Origin of the sequence: Rhodococcus sp. CH91 (assembly GCF_022554085.1) — a bacterium.
Classification (GTDB): domain Bacteria; phylum Actinomycetota; class Actinomycetes; order Mycobacteriales; family Mycobacteriaceae; genus Rhodococcus.
Genome location: NZ_JAKFYR010000002.1, coordinates 223,738 through 241,997 on the forward strand (window position 1 = coordinate 223,738; position 18,260 = coordinate 241,997).

The following is an 18,260-nucleotide window of genomic DNA, read 5'->3' on the forward strand; positions in this document are numbered from 1 at the left end:
CGTCACCGCGGGGGCCGGCGCCGGTCACCCGGCGGCGAGAGCGAGGACAGCTCGCGCACGGTCGCGCAGCACACGTCGAGAAGTTCACGATCGTGACTGATGAACAGCACTCCCATCGCGTGCAGCTCGACGTGGGACCGGATCATCGCGATCAGGGCCGCTGTGGTCGCCGCGTCGAACATCGATGTGGCCTCGTCGCAGACGAGATAGCGGGGACGCTGTGCCAGGGCGCGGGCGAGGCATGCTCGCTGCAGCTGACCTTCGCTGACATCGTAGGGGCGCCGGGAGAGCAGGTCGGGGGTCAGACCCACCGTGGCGGCGAGTTCGGCCACCTCCCCGGTCGTGTGCGGGATCCCCGCGATCTCCCACGGCTGGCTGACGACGGCGCCCAGGGTGAGCCGGGGATCGGTCGCTGTTCGCGGCGACTGGAAGAGCATGGCGACTTTTCCGCGTATCGCGGCGGGAGCACCGAAACGCGTCTTGGTCACCCGGTGGCCGTCGACGGTCACGGTGCCCGATCTTGGGCGGTCGAGCGTCGTGAGGATGCGCGCGAAGGTGGTCTTCCCGCTCCCGGAGGGCCCCGAGAGCCCGATGATCTGCTTCTCTCCGACCGTCAGGGAGACGCCGCGCAGGATGTCGGCCTCGCGCCCGTACCCGACGGTGATGTTCTCGGCGCACAGACTCACAGCTCTCTCCTGTCCCGCCGGGTGCGGACGGTCCGGGAGCCGAGCGTCACGAGATGTGTGGGACCGCCGGAGAAGGTGGTGGACGGTTTGCGCAGGTGGTACACGCAGTCGTCGGGGAGGTTCGTCAAGCTCGGGGGTGACCCGGGCATCGACCGCAGTCCACGAGAGGGCAGTGCAGCAAGAAGATCGGCTGTGTAGTCGTGCCAGGGGTCGTCGAGAACGTCGTCGGCAGGACCTACTTCCATGATCCGGGAGGCGTACGACACGGCGATCGTGTCGGCGATTCCGGTGCGGAGCAGCGCACCGAGATCGTGGGTGATGAGCAGTACGGCGGCGCCCTCGTCGGCGAGTGCGCGCAGGACCGCCAGGATGTGGTCGGCGAGGGCCCGATCGAGTTGTGAGGTGGGTTCGTCCGCCACGACGACCACGGGGTCGGCCGCGACAGCGGCGGCGACCACCACTCGCTGCGCCATTCCCCCGGACAGCTCGTGCGGATACCGGTCGAGATCGGCGGGGTTCAGACCCACGCGTTCGGCGAGTTCGTCGCAGGTCTTCGGAGAGTGCAGCACGTCGAGGGTTTCCTGGAGCTGGGACCGCGCGGTGCGGACGGGGGTCAAGGAGGTGACCGGTGATTGGGGGACGAGCGCTGTCAGGCGCCCGCGAACATTCGCCCGGTGATCGTGGGGAGGAAGTATCCGGACGGCGGAGCCGCCGGTGGTGACGGTGATGGAGCCGTGCGAGCGGGCATGGGCGGGAAGCATGTTCATCACCGCCGCGGCCAGGATCGACTTGCCGCATCCCGACTCGCCGACGAGCGCGGTGACGGTGCCCGCCGGCACGGTCAGCGAGACGTCGGTCGCGGCGTGCACGATCTCGTGCGGGGAGACCGGGATGCGGACCGTGAGGTGCTCGATCTGCAGGCCGTTCACAGCCGTGCCACCGTCCGTACCGGGCTGACCCGCCCCCGCAGCACAGAACCCGCCGCCGCCACCGCGAGCGTCGTGACGACGAGGAGACCGGCGGGGAACACCAGGGTCCACCAGCCCCCGAGGAGAAGGGAACTGCGTGCTTCGGCGAGCAGGGTGCCCAGACTCGGGGCGTGCGGCGGCAACCCGAAGCCGAGGAACGACAGGGTCGACTCGTGCCACACCGCGTGGGGGAGCAGCAACACGACGGCGATCAGCGCCTGAGGTGCGGTGGCGGGAACGAGATGCCGGATGATCACGTGCCGGCGGGACGCACCCGCCAGGATCGCCGCGTCCACATAGGGGCGAGCGCGCAGACCGAGGATCTCCGAGCGGATGATGCGTGCGACCTGGGTCCAGTGGGTCAGGGCGATCGACAGCACGATCGCGACGGCACTGCCGCGGAACATCGCCACGATGACGATGCCGAGGAGAAGATGCGGGAGCGCGTTGACGGCGTCGGTGACACGCATCATCGCGCGATCCGTCCACCCTCCGGCGAAGCCCGAGACGGCTCCGATGAGGACCCCCAGAACCGTCGCCAGCGCCGCGCACGCCACGGCGATGAGCAGTGAGGTCCGGATGGCCTTGGCGATGCGTACGAACAGGTCCCGTCCCGAGGCGTCGGTACCGAACGGATGGGCCGGCGACGGAGCGGACCGTGCCACCGCGAAATCCGTGACGCGGTCGTCCACCCCGGCGATCCAGGGTGCTGCCACCGCGTAGACGACGAGGACGGCCAGGACCGCCGATGCGGCGAGCAATCGCCGGTCAACCATCGGTGCTCACCCGTGGGTCGAGGCCCGCGTACACGACGTCGGCGAGCAGGCTGCCCGCCATCACCAGGAGGACGGTGCCCACGGTGAGTACTGCGAGCAGCGACATGTCCAGGTTTCGTGCGGATTCCACGACCGCGCTTGCCAGCCCCGGCCAGGAGAAGACTTCTTCCACGAGAACCGCCCCCACGAGGATCTCGGGCAGCCGGACCCCGATGATCGTCACGAACGGGGCGAGCGAGGTGGGGAGGATGTGCCGGCGGGTGACGAGCGAGGGAGGGATTCCTCGCGCGACGGCACCGGCGACGAAGTCCTCACCGCGGGCGCTCGACACGGATTCGCGGACGGCGAGCAGAAGCCACGGCATCTGGGACAGGGCCAGGACACCCGCGGGCAGTGCGAGATGCCGCAGTACCTGACCCACCGTCGGATCGGCGCCCGCATCGGTGAGGCCCGCGACGGGGAACCAGCCCGTGGCGACTGCCAGGACGGCGACCGTTCCCAGGGCGAGGACGAAAGGGGGCAGGGACTGCACGACGACGCAGATCGCCGAGACGATCCGGTCGATCCTTCCACCCCTGTGCATGCCGGACCACGTGCCGATCGCCAGGGACAGAACGATCGCTGCCGTGAGCCCGACCGCCGTCAGCAGCAGGGTCCACGGCAGCCTTTCGGAGACGACCTGCGCGACGGGCTGGTCGAACGTGCGGGACATGCCGAGGTCGCCGGACGAGACGGCGCTCAGCCAGTCCCCGTAGGCGGAGTACCAGGGCCTGTCGAAACCGAGTTCCTCGGCGATGAGTGCCTTGTCGGTTTCGCTCGTGGTGACGTAGCGGGTGCCGAGATAGCCGACCAGCGGGTCGAACGGCGACGCGGCGGCCGCGGCGAACACTGCAGCGGATACCACGGCCAGCACCGGGACGAAGAACAGGAGGCGACGGCCGACCATCCGGACGATCGCGCGGCGCCGCGCTGCGCCACGCCCGGCACGTCGTGGGGGCGATGTCTCGTTCCGGACAGCGAGATTCGTCATGGCTCGCGTGTCCAGGTGTCGAGCGACCACCAGGGGCCCCAGGTCACCCCGTGAGAATGCGGTTCGAGGATCGGCTCGGAGGTCGCCCACTCCGAATCGCGGGATATGTACGTGTGGTCGAGGAAGGCGAGGAAGACGTATCCCGGATCGGCGACATAGGCGGCCTGCATGTCGCGGTAGAGGCTGTTGCGGGTGTCCGGGTCGAGTTCGCGGCGGGCCCGGTCGAGGGCCTCGTCCACAGCGGGATTCGAATAGTCGCTCGCATTGTCGTAGATGCTGCCCACTCCGGGCTCGACGTACTGCGAACTGAGCGTGGTGTACGCCTGGGTGTCCGGATCGTAGGGTTCGCTTCCGCCACCGAGAAGAGTTGCGTCCGTGTTGATCCGAGGATCGATCCGATCCCAGGACAGTGCCTCGAGATCGATCTCGACGCCCACGGCCAAGGCGTCCGAGGCGAATGCCTGGGCAAGGTCGCGGCGGAGGGTGTCCTCCGAGTTGTACATGAGGGTGAATTCCGCTCGGTTGCCGTCCTTTTCCCTGATGCCGTCGGCGCCTCGCTCCCAACCCGCGTCGTCGAGCAGTTCCTCGGCGCGCTGGGGGTCGTACGGGAATGTCGCGTCGGGGTCGTATGCCGCTCCGTAGACATCGGGAATCGGTGTCGACGCCGGTCGCCCGTGCCCACCGAGCACGTGGTCGATCATGGTGGGGCGGTTCGCGGCGAGGTTCAGTGCCACACGGATCGCTTTGTCTCCGGTGACGGGATCGCCGGTCGGCAAGGACACTCCGCGCCAGTCGGCCGAGGTGTGCGCGGTCAGCGTGGTGTCCTGGCCGGCGATCCGCTGTGCGAGCAGGGGCGGGAGGTTCGCGCCGTCCACTTCGCCGGCCGCCGTGCGCTGTGCGCGCGTGTTGTCGTCGGGCACATGGATGTAGGTCACGGTCTTCAGTTCGGGTGCGCCCGCCCAGTAATTGTCGTTCGCCTCGAAAACCGCTCGGTCCGGGCGGAGTTCGCGCAGGACGTAGGGCCCGGTTCCCACCGGCGCCGTGTTCAGCGTCGACTCGGTGGCGGGCTGCGCTGCGGCCACCGACTCGGAGGGGACGATTCCGATCAGCATCTTCGTCGCGAACGGAGCGTACGGATAGCGGAGAGTGAATCGAACTGTCGAATCATCCACTGCTGCAACGGTGTCGATCATCTCGAAGGACGATCGGACCTCCGAGGCGGATGCCGGATCGAGAATCGCGCGGTAGGTGGCGACGACATCCTCGGCGTCGAGGGCGGAACCGTCGCTGAAGGCGACCCCCTCACGTAGCGACGCCGTCCAGGCGGTGGCGTCCTCGTTCGGCACCGGCAGCGCGGAGGCGAGCGCAGGCTCGAAACCCGGCATGCCGTCACCGCCTGTGAGCTGAACCAGGCCGTCGTACATGATCGATTCGCCGGCGAGACCGTAGCCGGCGATCGGGTTGTAGCCCCCTGGGGCGTAGCCGTCGGCAAGGACGAGATCGCCCTCGGTGTCCACCGCCGACGAGGGGGTTCCACACGCCGAGAGTGTCGCTGCTGCGGCGAATCCTGCTGCAGTTCCGGTTATGGTGCGTCGTTGTCTCACGGTGCCTCCAGCACGTGATCGGCACGCTCTACTGCTCAGATGTTCAGATGAGAATCTAACACCGGCCCGGGGTCCGCCAACGCGTTTCGCGATACCGCACCGGGTTGTCCACACCTGCCTCCTTCATCCACAGGATCTCCGTTTCGCGTGGAAGGCGCCGATTCTCGGGTCCTTCGGCTGGCACGGTGAGGGCATGCAGGGGATGAGGGGGCAGATGGGACACAACCGGGATATCGGCGCACGAGGAGAGGATCTCGCCGCAGAGTTTCTCGAATCGTCGGGAATGGTGGTACTCGAGCGGAACTGGCGCAGCCGCTACGGCGAGCTCGATATCGTCGCGCAGGACGGCGCGGCCGTCGTCTTCGTCGAGGTCAAGACACGCACCGGAACCGGCTACGGAACACCGGCCGAGGCGGTGACGCCGCTGAAAGCCGAGCGTATCCGCCGTCTGGCCGGATTGTGGCTGTCGGAGCAGTCCCGGCGCTGGTCGCGCATCCGCGTCGACGTGGTGACCGTGCTGCTCACACGCGGTCGCGCGCCCGAGATCACCCACCGCAGGCAGGTGCTCTGATGGCACTCGGGCGAGCGTGGTCGGTAGCGGTCTCCGGGATAGACGGCCAGGTGGTCGAGATCGAAGCGGACATCGGCGGGGGTCTTCCGGGTGTGAAAATGGTGGGACTGCCGGATACCGCCTTGCAGGAATCGCGCGACCGCGTACGGGCTGCGGTGGCGAATTCCGGTGCCAGATGGCCCGATTCGAAGGTAGTGCTGGCGTTGTCGCCGGCCACGCTCCCCAAGGTCGGAAGTGTCTACGATGCGGGACTGGCGTGTGCCGTGCTCAACGCTGCGAACGTCGTGCCACTGGACCTGCTCGAGAAGACGATCCTGCTCGGCGAACTCGCCCTCGACGGCAGGCTGCGTCCGGTGCGGGGAGTGCTCCCGGCGGTACTCGCGGCCAAGAACCACGGCTGGCAGAAGGTCGTGGTACCGACCGCCGCGATGAGCGAAGCGGCCCTCGTGGAGGACATCGATGTCCACGGCGCCGACAATCTGGCAGATCTGGTGCGCTGGTTGCAGGGCGACGGTCCGCTGGATCGCCCGGACGGACACCGCTCCCCGCCGCGCCCGGTCCGTAGCGATCTCAGCGAAGTGGTGGGCCAGCACGAAGCGCGCCGCGCACTCGAGGTGGCCGCGGCCGGTGCCCACCACCTCATGCTGACCGGTCCGCCGGGAGTCGGGAAGACGATGCTCGCGCAACGCCTTCCGGGAATCCTCCCGGAACTGAGCGAAGCGCACGCCCTCGAGGTGACGGCGATCCATTCGGTGGCGGGCGCGTTGTCGGCGGATCGGCCGCTCGTGACCGAGCCGCCCTTCGTCGCGCCGCACCACACGGCCACGGTGAGTTCACTGATCGGCGGGGGCACCGGTATGGCGAAACCGGGAGCAGTGAGCCGGGCACACCGCGGCATCCTCTTTCTCGACGAGTCGGAGACTTGCGAATGACACCCTAGGACAACGGATTTCGGAGTATATCAGCTCGCGGAGCAAAGTTCATCCTTTGCTCAGACCCGCCTCTTAATCAGCCGAACTACCCTGTCGAGCGTGTGCGGATGAACCACCTTTCCAGGTACAGCCGACGCCTCCGTCGACCGCCGCACGTAGTCCGCCAGATCAAACTCCGGGGGAGTGGCCGACTTGTCCTGACGATCTTGGTGGCGCGGCACTGCGGGGATGCTACGGCTATCAAGATCCCGGTGGGGGTGCCCGATGTCACACGTGGATAAGATCCGCTGGTGAGCACAGGGGAGAACGGCAAGAACTGGCCGTCGCGGGGATACAAGACACTGAGTTGGATTAGCAGGGTGCTGCTGGTCCCTACGTTGATCTTTTCCCTGTTCTTTCTTGTGAGAGCTCTGATCACCAGCATCAGCAACTGGAGCGGTTGGACGGGCTCAGAGTGGTCTGCGCTAGGGGCGTGGGCTAGTGCGGCTGCCGCAGCGTTTCTGGCGAGCGTTTCGGTGTGGCAGACGCACCGAGCGAACAAGCAAGCGCGGGCAGCAGAAGCGCGGGCTGACCAAGAGGTTGAGAACGCAGAGAAGCGCCACGCGGAACAGATGGCTCATGCGACAAGAACTACGGATGCTGAACTAGAGCGGCTTAAGACCGAGGCAGAGTATCAGGCGGTACAAGAAATACTTCATTCGATCGTTACAGTTGCGTCAGAGGTCGGTGCAATGGAAGACCTTATTCATACGTTCAAGAAAAAGCCCTCAGAAGTAACTACGGCACAACTCTTTGAAGGCAGGAAAAGTGTTGTATCGCACACCAACGTTGCAGCTATCAAGTTCATGATGGCACTGCCTCGTTTGGCGGATAAAGACTTGCTTGAACAGGCGTACAACCTGCATGAGACGATGCACGCCGTGCTGAAGAGTTTTAATGGAACAGATCCCGATCAGCTAGCGCCGGACTGGGAGAAGGCTGCTGATAATCTTCGGCCGATGCTTGAAGCACTGCGAGACATGCAGTCATTTGCTATAGGTTACTTCTCGGTCTACAAGAGGATGCAGGAGGCGTCGAAGGACGCGGCCTAGCCTTGATTGAGAAGTTCCGGATGCTCGTGGACGTTGCCTCTTACCTCAACGAAGTCGCAGCAGTCGTGTAAGGACTCAATAACATTCTCCCACTGATAGCACCAACCACCCTCATCCCAAATTACTTCACCCCAAGTCTCATCGTGCGGGTTCCAGCAGATGTCACCTTCGTATAACTCATTGTTGTGAGCATCTGATAAACCCGTAAATTGCCCGACGGTTCTGTAGTCGACGAAGATAGAACGCCGCACCTTTCTACCCGTTCGAACTGTGCCGTACCAGATAATCCGCGCATCCTTGTTAGGCTTCATATCAAGCTGTCCATAGACCATCTCCGTTTTATTCCTCGTGCCTCTTACTCTTGATAGCCCTCGAAACTTAATCTCACGGATCATGACTCGCCTCCACGCCGCACAACTTCTGAATCCATGTGATTTCCTACTGCTACACGGAACTCTTTGGCGGGGTAGATGCCAGTCTTCTGTTCGGCTACAAGCCACGCGTCGGTGAAGATGTCCAGGAACTCAAAATAAGTCATCTGTTGAGGCGTATCGTCCTTGACCGTTTGGGCAGCTATATCAAACAGCTCGCGGTCGTACTGAAGGTTATTTTTTCTAGCCTCCACCTCTTGGCGGATTGCCCTTGAAATAATGTCCGGTAAGTCGTCACGGACGGCGTTGAACGCTTCGAGATCATCCTTGCGGACGTAAATAGTTCGATTTGGCACTGCTTGGTTCTCCTTATTTAATTGTATATGTATAAATATACGCATATATGCATATATTAACAATAGCATTTGTTGCATTCTCAACTGGTTTTCCACACCCACTTCACCGTTTCCCCAGGTCATTGACGTTTTGTCAAAGATGTGACGTGGTGTTGGTGGAGGAAGTGGCCGAGATGCCGACGAAGACTCTCGAAGCGCTGCGTACCCCACTCGAGGACGGGGAGGTGCGCGTCGCGCGACGTGACGGGGTGGCGCGCTATCCCGCACGTTTCCAGCTGATACTCGCCGCGAATCCGTGCCCGTGCGCGCCTCCGCGTGACGCCGACTGCATCTGTGCGCCGGCGGCGCGTCGACGCTATCTCGGCAGACTGTCCGGACCGTTGCTCGACCGCGTCGACCTGCGGGTCCGGCTGCAGACGGTATCGACCAGTGCCCTGATGGGCGACGCGGGGGAGTGCACCGGCGACGTTCGTGCGCGTGTCGCGGCGGCACGGGCCTCGGCCGCCGAGCGGTGGGCGGCCTACGGATGGTCGACGAACGCGGAGGTCCCCGGCCCTGCTCTGCGCCAGAAGTTCCGGCTCCCGCCGGCGGCGTTGCGGCCGCTCGAGCGAGCTCTGCGCAAAGGCGCGGTCACGGCCAGGGGTGCGGATCGGGGACTGCGGGTCGCGTGGACGATATGTGATCTCGACGGCGCGGTCTCGCCGTCGGAGGTGCATGTCGCCACCGCACTCGGTTTCCGGGACAGGGAGAGCGCATGAGCGAGCCGGACGACCGTCGCCTGGCATGGGCGTATCTGTCCACGCTCGCACAGGGCGCGTCACGGTCGCTGTCCGCAGCGATCGCCGAACGCGGGGTGCTCGATGTGGCGGAATCCGTCCGCGCGGGCAGGTACGGCGGCGAACTCGCGTCGCGTCTCGCGGCGCGTGCCCACCTCGATACCGCTGCGTCCGATCTCGCGAGGGTGGCGCGCGCCGGCGGTCGCCTGGTGACGCCGGACGACGACGAATGGCCCGCCTGGCAGCTCCTCGCCTTCGACACTCTCGGCACGGCGACCGACACCGACGGCCCGCCGATCGCCTTGTGGGTCTGGGGTGAGCGCCGCCTCGACGAGCTCACCGAACGATCCGTGGGGATCGTGGGAACACGGGCCGCGAGCGGTTACGGCGAACACGTCACGACCGAGATCGCGAGCGATCTCGCCTCCGACGGGTGGACGGTGATCTCGGGAGCGGCCTTCGGGGTGGATGCCGCGGCTCACCGGGCCGTGCTGGGCGTCGGTGGCGCCACCGTCGCCGTGCTCGCGTGCGGGGTCGATCGGGCATATCCGGCCGCACATGCCCGGTTGCTGCAGCGCATCGCCGAAACAGGCCTCGTGATCAGCGAATATCCTCCGGGAACGACTCCGGCCCGGTACCGATTCCTCGCCCGCAATCGTGTGATCGCGGCGCTCAGCGCGGGGATCGTGGTCGTCGAGGCCGGTTGGCGCAGCGGCGCCAGGAACACCGCAGCGTGGGCGCGTCGGCTGAGCCGGCCCGTCGGTGCCGTGCCCGGTCCGGTGACGTCGGCCGCGTCGCAGGGGTGTCATCGCATGATCCGGGAGGGTGAGGCCCGGCTCGTGGGCACCGCACGCGACGTGCTCGAGGAATGCGGACCCCTGCTCGGCTGCGAGGACGACCGCGATGCTCTGTTCCGGCGGGATCTGGACGGACTCTCGGGGGACATGACGGCGGTCTACGAAGCCCTTCCGGCTTCCGGAGTGTGCGAGCCGGCAGCCGTGGCCGAATCTGCGGGAGTGCCGGTCGACCGTGTGCGAGCGGCACTGCCGCTGCTCGAGCTCGAAGGGCTCGTGCTGCCCACCGACGAAGGCTGGCGGCGTGCGTGACCGCCGCGGCCTCTCACGTCTCCTCCGGCCGGGGCCCGGAGACGGAGGATCCGAGCATGCGTATGCGCAGGCTGTCGTAGATCGGACGGCTCCCGAGACGCTGAGCCACCACGACCGAGCAGGCTGTCGCCGCCAGCATCGGAACTGCGACGCTGGTGACGGCCGTCATCTCCATCACGAGCACGATGCCGGTGAGGGGAGCCCGGACCGAGGCACCGAACAGCGCCGCCATCCCCACGAGAGCCATCGGCACGGCGAGGGAGGAATCGACCCCGGGCACCACTGCTGCGCAGATCTCGGCATACAGCACGCCCCACAGCGCGCCGAGGGCGAGCATCGGCGCGAACAGTCCGCCCGGGGTGCCTGCCGCGTACGACACCGGACCCGCGACGAAGCGCACCAGGAAATACCCCGCCACAACGGGAAGTGCGAAGGCCCCTCCTGTCACCGCGCGCTCGACCAGGTCGTCACCACCGCCGGCGATCCACGGTGCGACACTGCCCGCGAGCCCCAGGACGCCACCGATGACGGCGGCCTTCGCAATCGGTGTGAGCGATCGGATCGCACCCACCACCTGCAGCGACGACATGATCATCCGGTTGTAGGCGGCGCCCAGGAGGCCGGTGAGCAGCCCGAACACCACGAAGACGGGAAGCAGGGCCAGGGAAGGCGAGTGGAGGTCGCCGACAGCGAAGTCGGGAAGGTCGCCGACGATCAGACGCGAGCATCCCACCCCGGTCGCCACCGCGAGCAGCGCGGGAACGACGATGCGCAGGCGGAGAGTGTGGGTCACTTCCTCCAGGACGAACAGGGCTCCGCCGAGAGGCGCTCCGAAGGCCACGGCCAGTCCTGCGCCTGCGACCGAGGACTGGAGCAGGCGGATGTCCTCGATGCCCATGCGGGCGCGGCGTCCGGTCTCCGCACCGACCGCGGCACCCATGTGCACGATCGGCCCTTCTCGGCCCAGCACGAGTCCCGAGCCGATGGCGAGTATTCCGCCGACGAAAGTGGCCGGGACTATCACGAACCGGGGAGGGTCGGCCTGCTTGCGGGCGACGGCCTCGACGTGCTGGATGCCACTGCCCGACACCAGGGGGACGTGCCGGACGACGACCGCCGCCACCGCGGCGCAGACGGCAGTGACCCCGGCGGGCACCAGCCAGTCCGGGCCGGGGAGCGCGTGTGACCAGTCCAGCAGGTGCAGGCGCAGGTCGTCGGCCCGTTCGAGACACCAGCGGAACGCCCCGCCCACGAACCCGATGAGGGCTCCGGCCACGGCGGCCAGCAGGCAGATCGTCGTCAGCTCACGGAGGGGGAGGGTCTGTTCCTCCGGGGAGTCCTCGGGTTCTGCCACGTCGCCTCCGAACCGCGATGGCCGTTTCTCGGGTCCGTCTCACCGGCCGGGCATGTTGCTCCGGCAGCGGCCGGTCAGTCGGCGGCCTCCTCGGGGGAGGACGCCTCGACGTACCAGGCGCGGGCCTCGCGGTCCCACTTGACTTCCTCGCGGCGGGACTTGCGGAACTCGCGGAGGACGGCGCGGTCGATCGACGGGTGACCGTTGTCGTTGACGTAGATCCAGTCGGAACCGAACTTGGCCTCGATGGCGTCGACCATGTCGGTCTGGGCGACCCGTCGTTCGGTGTCGATGATGTCGGTCATCCAATCGGCGATCTCCGCCGCGGTGGTGCTCATGGCTATCGAGCCTAGATCGTCGGAGAAGGTGACCACACCATTGTCCCCGGACACGGGGTAGCGTGGCTCGAGATAGGTAACCCTTACAGGAGGTCCCGTGGCAGCCAGATCCCGCACTTCGACCATTCTCACGGTGCTGCGCACCGAGGTCGTCGGCGAGCACTTCGTCCGTGTGGTGTTGGGCGGGCAGGGCTTCGACGAGTTCCCGGCACGTCCGGAGACCGACAGTTACGTCAAGCTCGAACTGCCGGTGGGGGACGAGACGCTGCTGCGCACCTACACCGTGCGCCGTGTGGATCCGGAGGCCAGGGAGATCTGGATCGACTTCGTCGTCCACGGCGACGAAGGGGTCGCGGGGCCGTGGGCACGATCGGTGCAGCCGGGCACACAGGTCGTCGTGCACGGACCGGGTGGGGGCTACAGCCCGGATCCGTCCGCGGATTTCCACCTGCTCGCGGGGGACGAAACGGCGCTCCCGGCGATCGCGGTGGCACTGGAAGGACTTCCCGGGCATGCGCGGGGCGCGGTGTTCGTGGAGGTCGCCGGTCCGTCCGACGAGCTCGCCCTGTCGGGACCGGAGGGCGTCACGATCACCTGGCTCCATCGCGGGGTGGCTGCCGGAGATGCCGGGGCCGATCGGAGTGAAGGCAATGCCCCGCTCGTGAAGGCGGTCGAGGCCATGCCGTGGCCGGGCGGAGACGTGGAGGTCTTCGTGCACGGGGAGGCCGAGACGGTCATGAAGCACATTCGCCCGTACCTGCGGAAGGAGCGGGCGGTGCCGTCCTCGCGCGCGTCGATCTCGGGGTACTGGCGTCGTGGGCGCACGGAAGAGGGCTTCCGCGTGTGGAAGAGCGAACTGGCGGCGGCGGAGACCAGCTGATCGGCAGCAGCACCGATCGGCTGGTGCCGCTGCCTCGTCAGCTGGTGGACTCGCGCGCGAGCACCGTGATCGCGGTGAGCGCGAGTCCCGAGCAGACCACGATGGAGACGGCCATCGGGATGCCGGTGCCTTCGCCCCCGAGTCCCACCAGCGGGGAGACCACCGCGGCGAGGCCGAACTGGGACGCGCCGATCACGGCAGATCCGGTGCCGGCCGCCTTCGGGACCTGCGCCTGGGCGAGGGCGGTGGCATTGCCCATCGTCATGCCGACGGCGCTGACCGCGACGAACAGCAGCGGCAGGATCACCGCGGCGTTGTAGCCGACCACGATCATGGCGAGCAGGAGCAGGGTGCCCGCGGTGAACATGGTGGTCACACCGACGAGCAGCAGTTTTCGTACCTCGAACCGCCCGATGAGGCGGGCATTGATCGCGTTGCTCAGGACGAGTCCGACGGAGTTGACGGCGAACACCATCGAGAACTGGCCGGGACTCAGCCCGAGAACGTCCTGCGTGACGAAGGGGGACGCCGAGATGTACGAGAACATGCCGCCGAAGCCCAGGGCCATCGCAGCCGCGTAGCCGACGAACCGTCGCTTGCTCAGCACGTAACCGAAATTTCCGGCCATGATCTTCAGGCCGCCCCCGTGTCGCTTCTCGGGCGGCAGGGTCTCGGGGACGAACAGGAGGGCTCCGAGCGCCATCACGATTGCCAGTCCGGTGAGTACCCAGAAGATCCCACGCCACCCGATCGGGCCGAGCAATACGCCGCCGAGCAGCGGCGCGGCCACGGGCGCGACTCCACCGATGATCATCATGAGGCTGAACAGCTTTGCCGCCTGGTTGCCCTTCGCCTTGTCGGCGATGACCGCGCGGGCGAGAACGATCCCGGTGCCGCCGCTGAACCCCTGGATCAGGCGTGCCGCGATCAGCACCTCCACGGTGGGTGCCATCGCGCAGATCGCGCTGCTGATCGCGAGCACGACGGTGCCGGCGAGGATCAGCTTGCGCCTGCCCCAGCTGTCGGACAGCGGGCCCACCAGGAGTTGGCCGAGCCCGAGCCCGGCCATGAAGGTCGTGAGGGTGAGCTGGACGCCCACGGTCGTGCTGCCCAGGCTCTCCGCCATGATCGGCAGTCCGGGTAGGTACATGTCGGTGGCGAGAGGCGCTGTCGCCGACAGCAGAGCCAGTGCGAAGAGCATCGGCACCGGAATCATTTTGTTCACGAAAGCACTTTAATCGGCGGGGTTCGTTGCGCTCGAGGCACCGGCAGCGCACGGTAGGACCATGCGACACGACGGATCGGACGGTCTCCCCGCGCCCCTGGCCGTACATCTCGGCGACTTCGTCGACCACCTGCGACTCGAGGGCAACCGCTCGGAACATACGATCCGGGCGTATTCCACCGACATCCGCTCCCTGCTGCAGCACCTCGCGGTTCAGCGCCCCGACGCGCGTATCGCCGATCTCGACCTCGATCTCGTGCGTGCATGGCTGGCCGGGATGGTGCAGGCGGGCGCGGCTCGAACGACGCTCGCCCGGCGGACGTCGTCGGTTCGGGTCTTCACGGCCTGGCTCGTCCGTACCGGGCGCCTCGACGCCGATCCCGCGACGCGGCTCGTCGCTCCACAGCCGCACCGGTCACTACCCGCGGTACTGCGCGACGACCAGGCGCTGGAGATCATGGAGGCTGCGAAATCCGGTGCGCGCGAACTCGATCCTGTCGCCCTCCGCGATCGTGTGATCGTCGAACTGCTGTACGCGACCGGAATCCGGGTGGGGGAGCTGTGTGCAGCAGACGTCGACGACGTGGATACGGACCGACGCGTGCTCAGGGTCCTCGGCAAAGGTGACAGGGAGCGAATCGTTCCCTACGGAGGCCCTGCGGCCGAGGCGCTCGACGCGTGGCTGAGTCACGGACGTCCCCACCTCGCGCGTTCGTCGTCGGGAGCAGCGCTGGTCCTCGGGAAGCGCGGCGGTCGCATCGACCAGCGACAGGTCCGCTCGGTGGTACACGAGGCCGTCTCGTCGGTTCCCGGTGCACCGGACATCGCTCCGCACGGTCTGCGTCACAGCGCTGCCACGCACCTGCTCGAAGGGGGAGCGGACCTGCGGGTGGTCCAGGAGGTGCTGGGCCATTCGAGTCTGGCCACCACCCAGCTCTACACCCATGTGTCGGTGGCCCGACTGCGTGCCGCGCACGAACAGGCTCATCCGCGCGCCTGATCACGGCCCGAGTCGAGGCGTGGTCGCCGGAATGCCGGTTTGATAGCGTGCGCCGGCAACATCATCGACTTCGGGGGAACAGATGAGACGCAACGAGCCCGGCCCAGCCCTGCCCGCCTGGTTGCAGGACGGGCCGGATCCCGGGCCCGAACCTGCCCGGCGGGGCGTCCGCCGCGGAGCCCGCGAGACCGGGAACCCCGCGAACTCCCTACCGCCCGAGGACGACGCGGCCTCGCTCGTCGTCTCCGTGCCGCTGACGATGGCGTTTCCTCCCCGGACCGCCGCGGGCGAGGAACCCGATGCCTCTTCTGCTCCGGAACCGGAACCCGAGAGCAGCCCCGAGCCCGAGCCGGTGCAGCCGGACCCCGTGCTCGAACCGGGCGACCGCGATCCCGGATCCGTTCCGGAGGACGCGCTGCACGACGGGATTCCTCACGTGCTGCAGCGACTCGACCAGGGACCGTCGAGCGTCGATCTCGAGTCCGGAACACTCGTCCGGCGATCCCGCCGTTCGGCCGGGCGCTGGCGGGAGAGCGTCCACCGGCTCACGGGAGGTCGGTTCGACGCCGGGGGCTCCGAGCGGCACGAGGACCTCATCGCCCGTATCCGCCAGCCGGTTCCGGGCGACTACCGAATCGCTGTGCTGTCGTTGAAAGGCGGGGTGGGGAAGACCACCACCACGATCGGCCTGGGATCGACCTTCGCGTCGTTGCGGGGCGACTGCGTGATCGCCGTCGACGCGAATCCCGATTTCGGGACCCTCGCGCAGCGTGTGCCCCGGCAGACGGATTCGACGGTGCGGGATCTGCTCGCCGATATTCCACGCATACAACGTTATTCGGATGTCCGGATCCACACCTCGCAGGCTCCCAGCCGGCTCGAGGTGCTGGCGAGCGAGCGGGATCCGGCGGCTTCGGAGGCGTTCAGCGAGGACGACTACCTGCGGATCGTCGACGTCCTCCAGGTCTTCTACAACATCATCCTCACCGACTGCGGGACCGGGATCATGCACTCGGTCATGAGTGGAGTGCTCGCCTCGGCGAACACGCTGGTGCTCGTCGCTTCGCCGGCGGTCGATGCCGCGCGCAGTGCCGCCGCGACCCTGGATTGGTTGCAGGCGCACGGCTACGGAGACCTCGTCGAGCGCACGGTCGTCGTCATCAGCTCGCCGCGTCCGGGTTCGGCGAACGTCGACATGGATGCCCTGATCGGGCATTTCCTCGCGCGCTGTCGCGCGGTGAAGGTGGTGCCCTTCGACGAGCATCTCGCCGAGGGTGCCGAGATCGACCTCGAACGGCTCCGGCCCGCGACCCGCGCGGCCTTCGTCGACCTGGCAGCGATGGTCGCCGACGACTTCCCCGCCCTGTCGGGGCGTCACGCGGTGTACTGACGCGGCGCGTCAGGCGCGGTACCGACACGGCGCGTCAGGCGCGGTACCGACGCGGCGCGTCACACCGGGTGCAACCGGATCACCGGTCGTTGCACGAGCGGGAGGGGATCGAGGTAATCGTCGCGGTCGCGGCGCAGACCCCAGTGCAGGCAGGCTGGTGCGGCGCATCCCTCGTGGCCGGCGACGACCGTGCCGATCGGCTCGCCTCTCGCCACCCGGCGACCCGCCGTGACCGTCGCGTCGACGGGCTCGTAGGTGGTGCGCAGACCACCCGGGTGATCGATGGACACCACGGGTTTCCCGGCCACCAGGCCGGCGAACACGACGATGCCGTCCCCTGCCGCTGCGACCGTCCGACCGGATCGTGCTTCCAGATCGACACCCCGGTGCCCGGGGAGCCAGTCATGCTCGGGCGGATCGAAATGCCGGGTCACGACCGGGCGGGGATCGAGCGGCCAGACGAACCGCCCCGTGGTGGCCGAGCCTGTGCCCGGTAGGCCGACCAGCACTGCGAGCGCAGTGATCGCGACGATGCGGACCGTGCGGCCGGGCGCGTCGAGGAACATGCCGTCAGCCTGGCGAATTCCGGGCGGGAGACGCCAGAGATATTTCGTGATCTGTGGACAGCCCGGCTCTCTCCACAGGCCCCGTGCCTCCCGGTTGGGTATCCGAGCCGGGGCCGCGTACACTTGTCGGGCGGTCTGTATACGCAGATCGACTTCGCGCGTCCGCGCATCGGTACCGACCCTCTTCTCCGGGTCGCGCCGAAATGACCGTCGCCGGTCCCGCAAGGGTTCGACGGGCATGTGGACGCCAGGGCGGAGGTCGCAAGATCTACCGCGGAAACCGACACGAAAGAGAGAAACAGGCATGCCTGTTGTGACTATGCGGCAGCTGCTCGACAGCGGCGCCCACTTCGGCCACCAGACCCGTCGCTGGAACCCGAAGATGAAGCGGTTCATCTTCACCGACCGCAACGGCATCTACATCATCGACCTGCAGCAGACCCTGACGTACATCGACAAGGCGTACGAGTTCGTCAAGGAGACCGTCGCCCACGGTGGAACCGTGCTGTTCGTCGGTACCAAGAAGCAGGCTCAGGAATCCATCGCCGAAGAGGCCACCCGCGTGGGCATGCCCTACGTGAACCAGCGCTGGCTCGGCGGCATGCTCACCAACTTCTCGACCGTCCACAAGCGCCTGCAGCGCCTGAAGGAGCTCGAGTCGATGGAGCAGACCGGCGGCTTCGAGGGACGCACCAAGAAGGAAATCCTCATGCTCACGCGTGAGAAGAACAAGCTGGAGCGCACCCTCGGCGGCATCCGCGACATGGCGAAGGTTCCGTCGGCGATCTGGGTCGTCGACACCAACAAGGAGCACATCGCCGTCGGTGAGGCCCGCAAGCTGAACATCCCGGTCATCGCGATCCTCGACACCAACTGCGATCCGGACCTCGTCGACTACCCGATCCCGGGTAACGACGACGCGATCCGCTCCGCGGCGCTGCTGACCAAGGTCGTCGCTTCCGCGGTTGCCGAGGGCCTGCAGGCCCGCGCCGGCAAGAGCAGCGACGCCGAGGCCAAGCCCGAGGCCGGTGCCGAGCCGCTCGCCGAGTGGGAGCAGGAACTGCTCGCGCAGGCCACCCCCGCCGCAGACGCCGAGGCGCCCGCAGCGGACGCGGCCCCCGCTGCAGACGCAGCCCCCGAGGCCTGATTCGTTGCCCGGCCCCGACCGCTCGATCGAAAGATCATGGTCGGGGCCGTCGCATCGCAGCCCGAGCCCATCCGGGTGCCGGGCTGCGCCCCG

At 67.2% G+C, this 18,260-nt stretch carries 18 protein-coding genes and 2 pseudogenes; 9 read left to right on the plus strand and 11 right to left on the minus strand.

Features of this window, described 5'->3' with window-relative positions:
* Positions 1 to 2 precede the first annotated feature (2 nt).
* From MOM01_RS04645 to MOM01_RS04665, 5 genes are read right to left on the minus strand one after another with little or no spacing between them, the layout of a single operon-like run.
* On the minus strand, positions 3 to 686 hold the full coding sequence (locus MOM01_RS04645; protein ID WP_241384226.1) for an ABC transporter ATP-binding protein: 684 nt from the start codon (positions 684 to 686) through the stop codon (positions 3 to 5).
* Positions 683 to 1,615 (minus strand): oligopeptide/dipeptide ABC transporter ATP-binding protein, encoded by a 933-nt coding sequence (locus tag MOM01_RS04650; RefSeq protein ID WP_241384227.1) that lies wholly within the window; start codon positions 1,613 to 1,615, stop codon positions 683 to 685. The genes MOM01_RS04645 and MOM01_RS04650 overlap by 4 nt, the downstream gene beginning before the upstream one ends.
* Positions 1,612 to 2,430 carry an ABC transporter permease gene (locus MOM01_RS04655; protein WP_241384228.1) on the minus strand — a complete coding sequence of 273 codons (819 nt, stop codon included), beginning with the start codon at positions 2,428 to 2,430 and terminating at the stop codon, positions 1,612 to 1,614. Before MOM01_RS04655 ends, MOM01_RS04650 begins: the two co-directional genes overlap by 4 nt.
* On the minus strand, positions 2,423 to 3,460 hold the full coding sequence (locus tag MOM01_RS04660; RefSeq protein WP_374112255.1) for an ABC transporter permease: 1,038 nt from the start codon (positions 3,458 to 3,460) through the stop codon (positions 2,423 to 2,425). Before MOM01_RS04660 ends, MOM01_RS04655 begins: the two co-directional genes overlap by 8 nt.
* A complete protein-coding gene (locus MOM01_RS04665; protein WP_241384229.1) occupies positions 3,457 to 5,064 on the minus strand; it encodes an ABC transporter substrate-binding protein in 1,608 nt (535 codons plus the stop codon). Before MOM01_RS04665 ends, MOM01_RS04660 begins: the two co-directional genes overlap by 4 nt.
* 214 nt (positions 5,065 to 5,278) lie before the next feature.
* Here MOM01_RS04665 and MOM01_RS04670 point away from each other — a divergent pair, with 214 nt between their 5' ends.
* The 3 genes and pseudogenes from MOM01_RS04670 to MOM01_RS04680 all read left to right on the plus strand — a co-directional run bounded on the left by MOM01_RS04670 (position 5,279) and on the right by MOM01_RS04680 (position 7,658).
* A complete protein-coding gene (locus MOM01_RS04670; RefSeq protein ID WP_241384230.1) occupies positions 5,279 to 5,635 on the plus strand; it encodes a YraN family protein in 357 nt (118 codons plus the stop codon).
* Positions 5,635 to 6,549, plus strand: a pseudogene (locus MOM01_RS04675) (YifB family Mg chelatase-like AAA ATPase); the annotation flags it as partial. The gene MOM01_RS04670 and the pseudogene MOM01_RS04675, both read left to right, overlap by 1 nt.
* 308 nt (positions 6,550 to 6,857) lie before the next feature.
* Complete coding sequence (locus MOM01_RS04680; RefSeq protein ID WP_241384231.1) at positions 6,858 to 7,658, plus strand: hypothetical protein; 801 nt, start codon at positions 6,858 to 6,860, stop codon at positions 7,656 to 7,658.
* Here MOM01_RS04680 and MOM01_RS23385 read toward each other — a convergent pair.
* On the minus strand, positions 7,655 to 8,053 hold the full coding sequence (locus MOM01_RS23385) for a YopX family protein (RefSeq protein WP_374112256.1): 399 nt from the start codon (positions 8,051 to 8,053) through the stop codon (positions 7,655 to 7,657). The two genes, MOM01_RS04680 and MOM01_RS23385, sit on opposite strands and share 4 nt — an antisense overlap.
* Entirely contained in the window at positions 8,050 to 8,385 is a 336-nt protein-coding gene (locus MOM01_RS04685; RefSeq protein WP_241384232.1) for a hypothetical protein, read from the minus strand. Before MOM01_RS04685 ends, MOM01_RS23385 begins: the two co-directional genes overlap by 4 nt.
* Before the next feature lie 146 nt (positions 8,386 to 8,531).
* Here MOM01_RS04685 and MOM01_RS04690 point away from each other — a divergent pair.
* Positions 8,532 to 9,143, plus strand: a pseudogene (locus MOM01_RS04690) (ATP-binding protein); the annotation flags it as partial.
* On the plus strand, positions 9,140 to 10,267 hold the full coding sequence (gene dprA, locus MOM01_RS04695; RefSeq protein WP_241384233.1) for a DNA-processing protein DprA: 1,128 nt from the start codon (positions 9,140 to 9,142) through the stop codon (positions 10,265 to 10,267). The pseudogene MOM01_RS04690 and the gene dprA, both read left to right, overlap by 4 nt.
* A gap of 13 nt (positions 10,268 to 10,280) precedes the next feature.
* Here dprA and MOM01_RS04700 read toward each other — a convergent pair whose 3' ends face one another.
* Entirely contained in the window at positions 10,281 to 11,621 is a 1,341-nt protein-coding gene (locus MOM01_RS04700) for a ClC family H(+)/Cl(-) exchange transporter (protein WP_241384234.1), read from the minus strand.
* A gap of 74 nt (positions 11,622 to 11,695) precedes the next feature.
* Entirely contained in the window at positions 11,696 to 11,959 is a 264-nt protein-coding gene (locus MOM01_RS04705; RefSeq protein WP_241384235.1) for a DUF6953 family protein, read from the minus strand.
* 97 nt (positions 11,960 to 12,056) lie between these two features.
* On the opposite strand from MOM01_RS04705, the gene MOM01_RS04710 reads away from it, so the two are divergent.
* Positions 12,057 to 12,839: a siderophore-interacting protein gene (locus tag MOM01_RS04710; RefSeq protein ID WP_241384236.1), complete on the plus strand. Its 783-nt coding sequence runs from the start codon at positions 12,057 to 12,059 to the stop codon at positions 12,837 to 12,839.
* Between the two features lie 37 nt (positions 12,840 to 12,876).
* Here the strand turns inward: MOM01_RS04710 and MOM01_RS04715 are convergent, their stop codons facing one another.
* Positions 12,877 to 14,040, minus strand: a complete 1,164-nt coding sequence (locus tag MOM01_RS04715; RefSeq protein WP_241384627.1) for a multidrug effflux MFS transporter — start codon at positions 14,038 to 14,040, stop codon at positions 12,877 to 12,879.
* Positions 14,041 to 14,125: 85 nt separating this feature from the next.
* On the opposite strand from MOM01_RS04715, the gene MOM01_RS04720 reads away from it, so the two are divergent.
* Entirely contained in the window at positions 14,126 to 15,064 is a 939-nt protein-coding gene (locus MOM01_RS04720) for a tyrosine recombinase XerC (RefSeq protein ID WP_241384237.1), read from the plus strand.
* An 82-nt stretch (positions 15,065 to 15,146) separates the two neighbouring features.
* Complete coding sequence (locus tag MOM01_RS04725) at positions 15,147 to 16,454, plus strand: MinD/ParA family ATP-binding protein (RefSeq protein WP_241384238.1); 1,308 nt, start codon at positions 15,147 to 15,149, stop codon at positions 16,452 to 16,454.
* A 59-nt stretch (positions 16,455 to 16,513) separates the two neighbouring features.
* Here MOM01_RS04725 and MOM01_RS04730 read toward each other — a convergent pair whose 3' ends face one another.
* Positions 16,514 to 17,020 (minus strand): M23 family metallopeptidase, encoded by a 507-nt coding sequence (locus tag MOM01_RS04730; RefSeq protein WP_241384239.1) that lies wholly within the window; start codon positions 17,018 to 17,020, stop codon positions 16,514 to 16,516.
* Positions 17,021 to 17,324: 304 nt separating this feature from the next.
* On the opposite strand from MOM01_RS04730, the gene rpsB reads away from it, so the two are divergent.
* Positions 17,325 to 18,167, plus strand: coding sequence for a 30S ribosomal protein S2 (gene rpsB, locus MOM01_RS04735; RefSeq protein WP_060650992.1), 843 nt, complete (start codon positions 17,325 to 17,327; stop codon positions 18,165 to 18,167).
* Positions 18,168 to 18,260 lie beyond the last annotated feature (93 nt).